This is a genomic window from Streptococcus sp. IMAU 99161 (assembly GCF_014435245.1).
GTDB classification, from domain to species: Bacteria; Bacillota; Bacilli; order Lactobacillales; family Streptococcaceae; genus Streptococcus; species Streptococcus lactarius.
This window is the reverse complement of record NZ_JAAPAW010000009.1, coordinates 40,921-52,826: the sequence shown is the minus strand read 5'-3', so window position 1 is coordinate 52,826 and position 11,906 is coordinate 40,921. Positions and strand designations below refer to the sequence as shown.

Sequence of the window (11,906 nt, the reverse complement as noted above, 5' to 3'; positions counted from 1 at the left end):
GCTGATTTCATCAGCTTTTACAGCCCTACTCAACTGTGCGGAGGTGGGACGACGAAATCGAATTCTAACGAATGACCTATTTCTGTCCCACTCTCTTATTTTCTTAGTAAGACACTTCGGCAAGGCACCATGGTGCTTGCCGTAACAATAAATACACCTGATAAATTAACCAAGGAGTTACGACGTGAAAAGGGAGGAACGTTACTTTCCTCCCTTTGAGCTAGTAAGATGATTAGGTAGACCGCAACATAGCGGCTACCGTCCAATGATTCGGTGCTTTAGCACCAATCATTGGTATCAGGTTACATCATCCCACCCATCATGCTTGGATCCATTGCTGGTCCTGCTGGGGCAGCTGGTTCTGGTTTGTTGGCTACGACGGCTTCGGTTGTCAAAATGAGGCTGGCAACGGAAGCTGCGTTTTGAAGGGCTGAACGACTCACTTTGACTGGGTCGATGATACCAGCATCAATCATATTTACCCATTCACCAGTTGCTGCATTGAAGCCAGTTCCAGCTTCTGCATTTTTCAAACGGTCAATAATGATGGAACCTTCATAGCCAGCATTGTGAGCAATTTGACGAACAGGTTCTTCCAAAGCACGAAGGACGATATTGCGTCCTGTTGCTTCATCCCCTTCCAATTCAAGAGCTGCAACTGCAGAGATGACATTGACAAGGGCTGTACCACCTCCGGCAACGATCCCTTCTTCGACGGCTGCGCGAGTAGCGTTCAATGCATCTTCGATACGAAGTTTCATTTCTTTTAATTCTGTTTCTGTCGCAGCACCGACCTTGATCACGGCAACACCGCCAGACAATTTAGCCAAACGTTCTTGTAATTTTTCACGGTCAAATTCAGATGTTGTGGTTTCGATTTGAGACTTGATGACAGCGACACGGTTGGCAATCGCTTCTGGGTTACCAGAACCTTCGACAATCACAGTGCTATCTTTGTCAACAGTGACTTTCGCTGCTTGACCAAGAGCTTCGATGGTTGCATCCTTCAATTCCAAGCCGAGGTCTTCTGTGATCACTGTACCACCTGTGAGGATCGCAATATCTTCTAGCATCGCCTTGCGACGATCTCCAAAGCCTGGTGCCTTGACAGCGACAACATTGAAGGTACCACGAATCTTGTTCAAAACAAGTGTTGGGAGAGCTTCTCCATCGACATCATCTGCGATAATCAAGAGTGGACGGCTACTTTGAAGAATACTTTCCAACAATGGCAAGATTTCTTGGATGTTTGAAATTTTCTTGTCCGTAATCAAAATGTATGGATTTTCAAGGTCAGCCACCATTTTTTCATTGTCCGTCACCATGTATTGAGAAAGGTAACCACGGTCAAACTGCATACCTTCTACGACTTCCAGTTCTGTTTCCATTCCACGGGATTCTTCAATGGTGATGACCCCATCTTTACCAACTTTTTCCATGGCTTCGGAGATATATTCACCGACTTTTTCAGAACGTGAAGACACAGCAGCGACTTGAGCAATGGCTTCTTTGCTGGATACGGGGATCGCATTGTTTTTCAAAGCTTCTACTGCTGTTGCAACAGCGGTCTCAATCCCACGGCGGATGCCGATTGGGTTGGCCCCTGCTGTGACGTTTTTAATCCCTTCACGGACGATGGCTTGGGTCAAGACCGTTGCGGTTGTTGTACCGTCACCTGCGATATCATTGGTCTTAGAAGCCACTTCTGACACCAATTTGGCACCCATATTTTCAAAATGGTCTTCCAATTCGATTTCTTTTGCGATGGTGACCCCATCGTTTGTGATCAATGGTGAACCAAAGGATTTTTCAAGGACTACATTGCGTCCTTTAGGGCCTAAGGTGACTTTGACTGTATCTGCTAAAATATCGACACCACGGACCATGGCAGAACGTGCGTCTGATGAAAATTGAATATCTTTTGCCATTTTTCTTACCTCTTTCTTCTCTTACTCTACAATTGCAAGAATATTTGATGTGCCAACGAGGGTGTAGGTTTCATCCCCATCTTTGACTTCAATGCCTGCATGGCTTTCGATCAAGACCTGATCTCCTGCTTTTACACTTGGTGCGATCAACTCACCGGTAAAGGTACGAGCTCCTTCACCAACAGCAACAACTGTAGCGGTTTTCGTTTCGGCCTTGCTCGCTCCTGCGAGGACAAAACCTCCAACAGTCTGTTCTTTTTCTTCTACTTTTAAGACCACGCGGTCTCCTAATGGTTTTAACATTGTCGTTCCTCCATACTTGTATTTTAGCACTCTAGTCATTCAAGTGCTAACCTATGTTTCTATTGTATCACTTGGTCAGAAATAGTCAAGAAAAAAACACCTCAAATAAAGCAGAGAATCTTCAAGTTCGAAAAGGGCAAAAAACGATTCCATTTCCCCTATCCTTGGGAATTTACCAAGCTTTCTCTAAGACTAAAAAAGAGAGAGTGGGACAGAAATCGGTCATTCGTTAGAATTCGATTTCGTCGTCCCATCTCCGCACAGCTTCAACAGTCTGAGAGACTGTTGAAGGTTGCAGATAAAGGAAACATAGTTTCCGTCAACATAGGGCATCTTTGAAGCTTAAAAAGCGAACAAAGACTTAGGATACTTGCTTCGCAAGTTCTATCCGTCACCTCAAAGCAGTGCTTTGAGCACTCAACCACTGCGTCTTGCTCGACAATCCAAAAACAATTAAGAGGCTAGAACTTTTGTCCCAGCCTCATTCCACCCACAAAGCCTGATGGTTCGATCTTTCTAGAAAGGTAAATCTTCCTCTTCAAGGATGACATCAGCTAGATCTCCTGTCCCACCATTTTCACGCATCGCTCGTTGAGCCCGGCTCTCGAGCAACTGGAAGCTCTGACAGAGGACTTCTGTCACATACTGCATAACCCCATTTTTCTCATAGCGACGGGTACGGATCTCTCCATCCAAAGAGATCAAGCTGCCTTTACTGGCATAACTAGCCATGGTTTCGGCCAATTTCCCCCAGACAACGACATTGACAAAATCGGTTTCCCGCTCTCCATTTTGATCCTTGTAACGGCGATTGACCGCCACGGTCACTCGAGCAACCGATTTATCTGTGCTGGTTTTATGCAATTCTGGAGCCGCTACTAGGCGACCGATTAAAATAACTTTATTATACATCATTTACCTCCTATCTATTTATTCGAAAAAATCTTCAAAAATGGAGGTGCTCCCATAAAAAAATTCTAGGACTGCAAGCATCCTAGAATCTTCTTATTTTTATCCGTGCCAGTGACGAGCAGGATCAAAAGGTGTTCCTGCCACTTCTGCGTCATCTAATTCAATAATACCTCGTTTTTGAGGAGCATTTGGCAAGTGCAATTCGCGAGGACTGCACATCATGCCATAACTTTTTTCACCACGAAGGGCACCTGGGAAAATCAAGCTGCCATCTGGCATCATGGCACCTGGAAGAGCGACAATGGTCTTGAGACCGACACGCGCATTTGGAGCTCCTGCCACGATCTGAACTGTCTTATCCGGCCCAACTGCTACTTGACAGATATTCAAGTGGTCACTATCTGGATGGGCTACCATTTCAAGGATTTCTCCCACCACAAATTTTGGTTCGCGGTCATTGACCAAGCGTTCTGCAAAGCCTTCGCTTTCCAACTCTTGGTTCAACCGATCTACTTGCTCATCTGTCAAAAAGACTTGGCCATTGCCTTCGATGACGAAGAAAGACAAGGCATCAAAGATATTCCAGGCAACCGTTTCTTGCTTGTCCTCACGGTAAACGCGAGCCACCTTTCCTTTTCTTTCAACAGCGAGCTTTGCTTCTCCACTATTTTTCAAGGTCAGCATCAAGACATCGCCGACTTGTTCTTTGTTGTATGTTACAATCATCATTTTCTCCTATTTTAATCCTGCTAAGAAGGTCGTAATCTGCGCTTTGGTTTTTCGATCACGATTGACAAACCGTCCGATTTCCTTGTCCTTTTCCAGTACGACCAGACTCGGAATTCCGTACACATTCCAGACTTTCGCCAGATCCATATAAGCATCTCGGTCAATCAAAATAAAGGTAAATTCAGGGTTTTCCGCCACAATTTCCGGCAAAAAAGGTTGGAGATAGCGACAATCCCCACACCAATCTGCTGAAAAGACAAAGACTTTCTTGCCTTCTTGCTCTATATAAGAAGCAATTTCTTCTAGAGAATTTGGTGTGATCATAGTTTTTCCTCTTCATACTGCAAGAGACCGTCCTCGTAGACAAAGCGGTAATGGCGCTCATCCTCAAAGATAACGCCCCCTACTAAACGCTCTTCACTCGACTCATAAAGTTCCACATACAGGGTCGCAATCGTCCCCATGGCTTCCATCTGCTCCCGTACTTCTGCGACCAACTCTTCTTGGGTACGAAGGCGCTTTTGATCTTTGGCAATTTTATAAACACCAGCCGCAAGAGCTCCGGCACTTGCGACAGCCAGACTAGATAAAATAATTTTTTTTGCTTTCATAGTGCCTATTGTAACACAAAATCAGCAAGGGGACAATGGTCGAGCTAGGGTTTCCTCCTGGATCTCCAGCAGAAACACCTCTCCCGTGAGGCTACCATCCTCGCCAAAAAAATGATAAAATAGCATCAGAAAGAAGGTAACCTATGACTAATTTATTTTCTAAAATCAAAGAAGTAACTGAAATTCCCGCTATCTCAGGCCATGAAGCCCCTGTACGGGACTATTTGCGCCAACAATTGACCCCTCATGTGGATGAGATCGTGACCGATGGTCTCGGTGGAATCTTTGGGGTCAGACACTCAACAGCGAGTGATGCCCCTCGCGTCCAAGTCGCTGCCCACATGGATGAAGTTGGTTTTATGATCAGCGAAATCAAAGCTGACGGGACTTTCCGTGTGGTGCCAATCGGGGGTTGGAACCCGATGGTCGTCAGCAGCCAACGTTTCAAACTCTTGACACGCGATGGCCGTGAATACCCTGCCATTTCTGGATCTGTCCCTCCACATTTGACACGTGGTGCGGGCGGTCCAACCGTTCCTGCTATTGGGGACATTGTCTTTGATGCTGGATTTAGCAACCAAGCTGAGGCTGAAAGCTATGGCGTCCATCCTGGGGACACCTTGGTGCCAGACAGCTCTGCTATTCTCACAGCAAATGGTAAAAATGTGATCTCTAAAGCATGGGATAACCGCTACGGCGTCTTGATGGTCAGCGAATTGGCCAAGAATCTCTCTGGTCAAGACTTGAACAATGAACTCTATGTCGGAGCCAATGTTCAAGAAGAAGTGGGACTTCGTGGTGCCCATACCTCTACCACTAAATTTGATCCGGAAGTCTTCCTTGCTGTCGATTGTTCCCCAGCTGCTGATATCTTTGGAGGCCAAGGTGCTATTGGCGAAGGAACCCTGATCCGATTCTATGATCCTGGTCACATCCTTTTGCCTAATATGAAAGATTTCTTACTCACAACTGCTGAAGAAGCCGGCATCAAATACCAATATTACTGCGGTAAAGGTGGAACCGACGCTGGTGCCGCACACTTGAAGAATGGTGGAGTGCCATCCACTACCATCGGTGTCTGTGCCCGCTACATCCACTCTCACCAAACCCTCTATGCTATGGATGATTTCTTGCAAGCCCAAGCCTTCTTACAAGCCTTGGTCAAGAAATTGGATCGCGCAACAGTTGATGTGATCAAACACTATTAAGAGCATTGATCACGAGGCCCCGTAAGAGGCTTTCAGATCGAAGATAAAATCCTCTTAAAACCTTCCTTAGGTGAGTACGGACGTTAGGTGAAATTATCCAGTGGATGATTTCAGCGATCCAGGAAGTTCCATAACTTATTTTTGGACCCTTCGCTTTTCATTTTTTTGGCTCAGGCTAAAACAGTTTCCCAAACTGTTTTACTCCCAAAACTCCCGAGTGCTAGAAACAGTAGTGTTTCTAGCACTTTTCTCACAGCGGAAAGTTTAAGTGCCCCCTGCAATGACCTTAATAGACTACCTCATTTTATTTGTTTATCATTACTTAGGTTATTTTATGTAAAAAATATGCCTGAACAATCAAATTCTATGATGTCTAATCTCTTCTATGGAAAGCGACAGAGAATAGTTTGTCTTCCATCTGTTTTCTGATATAATATGAAAGAATGAATGTTTCGTGTAGGGAGCAGGCTCCCCTTATTTACAGGAGATTTAGATGAAAAAACAAGCTTTTAGTTCTGAAAAGTATTTGAATTTGCAACGTAACCACATTATCGAGCGGATCAATCAATTCGATGGCAAGCTCTACCTTGAATTTGGTGGTAAGATGTTAGAAGACTTCCACGCTGCTCGTGTCCTCCCTGGATACGAACCAGACAATAAGATCAAGCTGCTCCAAGAATTGCGCGACCAGGTGGAAATTGTCATTGCCATCAACGCCAACAACATTGAGCACTCAAAAGCCCGTGGAGATCTTGGGATTTCTTATGACCAAGAAGTGCTGCGCTTGATCGATAAATTCAACGAATTAGGGATCTTTGTAGGCTCGGTCGTGATCACGCAATATGCGGGACAAGCCGCAGCGGACGCCTTTCGTAAGCAACTGGATAAAAGTGGGATCACTTCTTATCTACACTATCCGATCAAGGGCTACCCAACCGATATGGACCACATCATCTCTCCTGAGGGGATGGGGAAAAATGACTACATCAAGACCAGCCGCAATTTGGTCGTTGTGACAGCTCCTGGACCTGGTTCTGGTAAGCTCGCAACTTGTATGTCCAATATGTACCATGACCAATTGAATGGCATCAAATCTGGTTATGCTAAGTTTGAAACCTTCCCAGTATGGAACCTTCCCTTGCACCACCCAGTCAACTTGGCCTATGAAGCAGCGACTGCCGATCTAGACGATGTCAATATGATCGATCCCTTCCACCTCCAAACCTACGGGGAAACAACGGTCAACTACAACCGCGATATCGAAATCTTCCCTGTCTTGAAGCGCATGTTGGAACGGATCTTGGGAACCTCCCCTTACGCTTCTCCGACAGACATGGGTGTCAACATGGTTGGCTTTGCCATTGTGGACAATGATGCTGCGATTGAAGCTTCCCAACAAGAAATCATCCGTCGCTATTACCAAACCATCTTGGATGTCAAGGCAGAACGTGTCAGTGAAGGAGCTGTGAAAAAGATTGAGCTCTTGATGAATGATTTGGGCATTACGCCAAATGATCGGAAAGTGACCGTCCTTGCCCGTCAAAAAGAAGAAGAAACAGGCGAGCCAGCCTTGGCACTTGAATTGCCAAATGGCGAGATGGTCACCGGAAAAACATCTGATCTCTTTGGTCCAACCGCAGCCCTCTTGATCAATGCCATTAAGAAATTGGCTCACATTGGCAAAGAAACTAAGTTGATCGAGCCAGAGTACGTACAACCGATCCAAGGCTTGAAGATCAATCATTTAGGCAGTCGCAACCCTCGCCTTCACTCAAATGAGATCCTCATTGCCCTTGCTATTACGGCCATGAGCAATGAAGACGCTAAGCTTGCTATGCAAGAATTAGGCAAGTTGAAAGGCAGCGAAGCCCATTCAACCGTTATGCTGACAGACGAAGACAAGAACGTCCTACGCAAGCTCGGTATCCACGTCACCATGGATCCCGTCTACCAATACGATCGCTTGTATCGTAAATAAAGCAAGACAAACAAAAACAATCCCGTTCGAGGGATTGTTGAGAGTGTATATAGACGAATCTTTAATAAAATCTAATCAATTCTTTAAAAATTATACTCGTTATAGTTATTCAATCATATTCTGAAACTTTCCGCTGTGAGAAAAGTGCCTGAAACGACTCAGTTTCAGGCACTCGGAATGATTGAGACCACAGGCTCAATCATTAGTCTTGGAACTTCGTAGAAGTTCGCAGACGTCCGTACTCACCTAAGGAAAGTTTTTTAAGAAGTCTTTGTCTTCAATTTGAACAATCCCTCGAACAGGGATTGTTTTTTTGATGCAAAGAAGAGAGACTATTTGACAGCATCCCATAATTGGCGAATGGGCTTTCTTTGAACAGGATCCACAAAATGAGGGGCAATTTCGTTCAAAGATTCTAGGACAAAGGCGCGCTCTGCCACATAAGGATGCGGCAAGATCAAGCTCGGGCTGTAACAAATGGTGTCCTCCATATACAGCAGATCTAAGTCGATCACACGTGGCCCCCACTTGATCTCACGGACACGACCCATTTCCTGCTCGATGGCAAGTAAGGTCTCTAGGATATCCTGCGGGGTCATCCAGGTTTCGACCTCTGCCACCTGATTCAAAAAGACGTCCTGCTCCACACCCCCCCAAGGTTCTGTTTCAATCCTTGTAGAAGTCTGCAGGATACGAATGCCTCGATCCTTCATCTTTTCTAGCGCAGTATCTAGCTGAAGAGTTTTGTCTCCCATATTAGTCCCAAGGCCTATAAAAGCCCGTTTTTTCTCCCGTTCAATCGTCACCGAACAACTCTCTAAAGGCAAAGGAACTGGTGCCCACGGTTTTTTCAACTCCAGACGGACTTTTTTCACAAAGTCATAGTGTTCGAAAATCTTTTGAACCAATTGAAAAGCAACCGTTTCAATCAAATCAATCTTTTCAGCCTGCATCCACTCGGTCAACTGTTCCGCTAAGATTCCATAATGGATTGAAGCTTCCAAATCACCCGTACGAGCAGCTCGGGTCATTTCATAATCAACCCAAACATCCAAGACAAAGCGTTGTCCCAATTCTTTTTCTGCCCGAAAAACACCATGATAGGCATATACTTCTAAGTTCTTGATCCGTAATTGATCCACTCTCTTCACCTCTTATAGCCAGCCATTAGTGGCCCATGAGTTTATAGGCTTCATTTTTTAAATCTTTATCTGTCGCAAACAGTCCACGCGCAGCCGTTGTCACTGTAGCAGTACCAGGTTTACGGACACCACGCATGTTCATACACATATGCTCTGCTTCTACCCAGACCAGTGCTCCCTGTGCTCCCAGATAGTCCATCAAGGCATCAGCGATCTCGACCGTCAAACGTTCTTGAATCTGTGGCTTTTTAGCATAAACTTCAACTGTCCGAGCTAGTTTTGAAAGCCCAGCCACACGGCCATTTGGAACATAGGCAATATGTACCTTGCCATAAAACGGCAAGAAGTGATGCTCACACATGGAATGGAAGAAAATATCCTTCTCAACCACCATATTGTTATCAATGATTTCAAATGATTTTGACAAGTGCTCTTCTGCCGTTTGTCCCAAACCTGAAAAAATCTCTTGGTACATCTTTGCGATGCGGGTCGGAGTTTCCAGGAGTCCCTCACGGTTCTCATCTTCACCGACTGCTTCGATGATCATTTTCACTGCTTCTTCAATTTTCTTTGTATCCATATCATCTCCTAGTTGGATTTTTCTGTTTTTAATAAATAAGGTCGTACTTGGCTGAGAAAGTAGAGCGATCCCGTTACAACGAGGAGCTCATCATCTCCAGCTTGCCAGTTTTGTAGAAATTCTCGCCAGTCCACTTCCTCAAGCTGGTGCTTGTTAGCAACAGCTGTCATTTTATCTTGAGAATAGGCTCTTGGATCGTCAAAGGTCGTGAGAACCAAGCGACTATTTTCCAGTCTCTGCCACTGCTCCAGCATCTCTTCCAAGGCTTTGGTCCGGATGCAGGTAAAAAGAATGGTCTTTTTTTGACTCGGGAACAGTTCTCGAAGACTTGCGATCAAAGGCGCAACAGCATGGGGGTTATGGGCCCCATCTAGCAGGATCATGGGCTTTTGAGAGATCACTTCCATCCGACCCGGCCAGACAACTTGACGCAGGGCCTCATCCACCAATTCTTTTGACAAGAGTCCACGCCCTTCTCTTTCAAAAAGCTCATCACAAATACTGATCGCAAGGGCTGCATTTCTGGCCTGGTGATGACCTAAAAGTGCCACTTGATAGGAGGCTTTTTCTCTTTTGGAACTGTAATAAGAAAAGGATTGGCCTGATAGACGAGAGGCTTCTAGCTCAACTTGGTAATCCTTGTCATAGGCTGTTATCGGTGCTTTCTTTTGAAGCGCAATGTCTTCAATCACTTGACTGGCTTCAGGCTCTAATTTCCCTAGAACCAGAGGAATTTCAGGCTTGATAATACCAGCCTTTTCACGGGCAATGGAAGCCAGATCCGGCCCCAAAAGGGCGACGTGGTCCAAGCCAATCGATGTGATCGCAGTCAGAACGGGCTGGCAGACATTGGTGCTGTCTAATCGTCCGCCCATACCGACTTCCATAATCACATAATCCAGCTCCTCATGAGCAAAATAATCATAGGCGATGGCTGTCATCACTTCAAATTCCGTCAAACCTTGAAAGATGTCTCTTGATTCTTCAGCTTCCAAGAGCTGTTGGTAGCTATCCAGATAGGTTTGCAGGTCTTGATCGGAGATGGCTTCGCCATTAATGGTGATCTGGTCATTGTACTGGATCAGATAAGGAGAGGTAAAGACTCCGATGCGCAAGCCTGCCTGTCTCAAAAGTTGGGATAAGGTAGCAATGGTAGATCCTTTGCCATTGGTCCCCGCAACATGAATAACCCGACAGTCTAGGTGAGGATTTCCTCTCAAAGCCAAGAGAGCTTCCATGCGCTCCAAGCCAAAATGTGGATCCTGAGAACGATAGGCTTCTAGCCAACGAAGATCCAACTGATGTTCTTTTGTCTTCATTTACTTGTATTGTTTTAAATTGGTATCTGCTGCCTCTTGGGCTTGGAAAATAGCTTGTCCTAAACTGGCTGCCATCTTGTGAAGGGGAATGTCATGCACCCGCACCACTTCGACCCCTTGACTAGCTGCAATACTCGTCAAATGGCTCGAAGCCAGGTCCCGATTCCAAAAGCCAGTCTCTGTTGCAGGATCTGTCTCAAATCCAGCTTCTTCAATAATATTGACCACAAAGCGTTTGCGGGAGACCCCTAGAAAGATCGGATAACCTTTTTGGTGGATGGTTTCAAGCTCTTGCAACAAGAGCAAGTTCTCGCGCTTGGTCAAACCAAATCCAATCCCAGGATCTAGCATGATCCGGTCCATCTGGACACCGGCTTCTTTTGCTAGCGCAAGCGAACGGTCAAAGAAGGTCCACATCACGTCTTGAATCGGTTCTTGCGCCATTGTTTGAAGCTCTGCTTCTGTAAAAGCTGGCTCAAAACCAAAAGTTGGAAAAATAGTGGAGCTTGGATGATGTGGCCTTGCCATCACTGGATTAAACATGAGAACTGTACCAGCTTCATGCTCTGCCACAACAGTGGCCATCTTTGGATCTCCAAGAAAACCAGTGATATCATTGACAATATCAGCTCCAGCTTCCAGCGCTGCAGTCGCCACCTGGGACTTCCAAGTATCCACTGAGATCAAGACATCACTTTCTTTCCGAATGGCTTCAATGACCGGAACCACGCGGTCAATCTCTTCTTGGATTTCCACATAATGACTGCCTGGTCTCGTCGATTCTCCTCCGATATCCAGGATCTGCGCTCCTTCTTGGACCAGTTTTCTCGCCTGCTGCAAGGCTGCATCCACACTCGTATACTTACCGCCATCAGAAAATGAATCCGGAGTGACATTTAAGATCCCACAAAGAAGGGTCCCTTGGCCACTTAGTCCTTTCCTATCTACCCATTTCGTCATCTTCCAACTCCTTTCCCTTGCAATCAGAGAGTATCGACATAAAAAGAGGCCAGAACAAGGGTTCCAAACCTCCGAGTTAGCTCATCTGACCGATTGCAGTTGATGGTTCATTTCTTCTTTGCCTCTAGCTGATGGAACACCATCAAAACTCATTGGTACCTACCATTTTATCACAATTTATCATGGAAGAAAACTCTTGATGCGATGAAGAAAATGAAGGAGAAGTTTCTCTTTGA

Annotated in this window: 12 protein-coding genes; 2 read left to right on the top strand and 10 right to left on the bottom strand. The window is 45.5% G+C overall.

Annotated features, from left to right (window positions below; genetic code table 11):
• Positions 1-302: 302 nt before the first annotated feature.
• The 6 genes from groL to HA044_RS04725 all read right to left on the bottom strand — a co-directional run bounded on the left by groL (position 303) and on the right by HA044_RS04725 (position 4,483).
• The gene (gene groL, locus HA044_RS04750) at positions 303-1,928 is read right to left on the bottom strand and encodes a chaperonin GroEL (protein ID WP_187539736.1); all 1,626 of its coding nucleotides are present in this window, start codon (positions 1,926-1,928) and stop codon (positions 303-305) included.
• A gap of 21 nt (positions 1,929-1,949) precedes the next feature.
• Positions 1,950-2,231, bottom strand: a complete 282-nt coding sequence (gene groES / locus HA044_RS04745; RefSeq protein ID WP_187539734.1) for a co-chaperone GroES — start codon at positions 2,229-2,231, stop codon at positions 1,950-1,952.
• A gap of 516 nt (positions 2,232-2,747) precedes the next feature.
• Positions 2,748-3,143, bottom strand: a complete 396-nt coding sequence (locus HA044_RS04740; RefSeq protein ID WP_187539878.1) for a single-stranded DNA-binding protein — start codon at positions 3,141-3,143, stop codon at positions 2,748-2,750.
• Between the two features lie 99 nt (positions 3,144-3,242).
• A complete protein-coding gene (ytpR, locus tag HA044_RS04735; RefSeq protein WP_187539876.1) occupies positions 3,243-3,869 on the bottom strand; it encodes a YtpR family tRNA-binding protein in 627 nt (208 codons plus the stop codon).
• Between the two features lie 9 nt (positions 3,870-3,878).
• A complete protein-coding gene (locus HA044_RS04730) occupies positions 3,879-4,196 on the bottom strand; it encodes a thioredoxin family protein (RefSeq protein ID WP_187539732.1) in 318 nt (105 codons plus the stop codon).
• Positions 4,193-4,483, bottom strand: a complete 291-nt coding sequence (locus HA044_RS04725; RefSeq protein WP_150905154.1) for a DUF4651 domain-containing protein — start codon at positions 4,481-4,483, stop codon at positions 4,193-4,195. The genes HA044_RS04730 and HA044_RS04725 overlap by 4 nt, the downstream gene beginning before the upstream one ends.
• Before the next feature lie 143 nt (positions 4,484-4,626).
• On the opposite strand from HA044_RS04725, the gene pepA reads away from it, so the two are divergent.
• Positions 4,627-5,691, top strand: coding sequence for a glutamyl aminopeptidase (gene pepA, locus HA044_RS04720; protein ID WP_187539730.1), 1,065 nt, complete (start codon positions 4,627-4,629; stop codon positions 5,689-5,691).
• 493 nt (positions 5,692-6,184) lie between these two features.
• A complete protein-coding gene (locus HA044_RS04715; protein ID WP_187539728.1) occupies positions 6,185-7,669 on the top strand; it encodes a DUF1846 domain-containing protein in 1,485 nt (494 codons plus the stop codon).
• A gap of 332 nt (positions 7,670-8,001) precedes the next feature.
• Here HA044_RS04715 and folK read toward each other — a convergent pair whose 3' ends face one another.
• Genes folK through folP form a run of 4 tightly spaced genes read right to left on the bottom strand, consistent with a single transcriptional unit; the run spans position 8,002 to position 11,670 of the window.
• On the bottom strand, positions 8,002-8,811 hold the full coding sequence (gene folK / locus HA044_RS04710; RefSeq protein ID WP_187539726.1) for a 2-amino-4-hydroxy-6-hydroxymethyldihydropteridine diphosphokinase: 810 nt from the start codon (positions 8,809-8,811) through the stop codon (positions 8,002-8,004).
• 25 nt (positions 8,812-8,836) lie between these two features.
• Positions 8,837-9,391 (bottom strand): GTP cyclohydrolase I FolE, encoded by a 555-nt coding sequence (gene folE / locus HA044_RS04705; RefSeq protein WP_187539724.1) that lies wholly within the window; start codon positions 9,389-9,391, stop codon positions 8,837-8,839.
• A gap of 8 nt (positions 9,392-9,399) precedes the next feature.
• Positions 9,400-10,710, bottom strand: a complete 1,311-nt coding sequence (locus HA044_RS04700) for a folylpolyglutamate synthase/dihydrofolate synthase family protein (protein ID WP_187539721.1) — start codon at positions 10,708-10,710, stop codon at positions 9,400-9,402.
• Complete coding sequence (gene folP, locus HA044_RS04695) at positions 10,711-11,670, bottom strand: dihydropteroate synthase (RefSeq protein ID WP_187539719.1); 960 nt, start codon at positions 11,668-11,670, stop codon at positions 10,711-10,713.
• Positions 11,671-11,906: the final 236 nt, after the last annotated feature.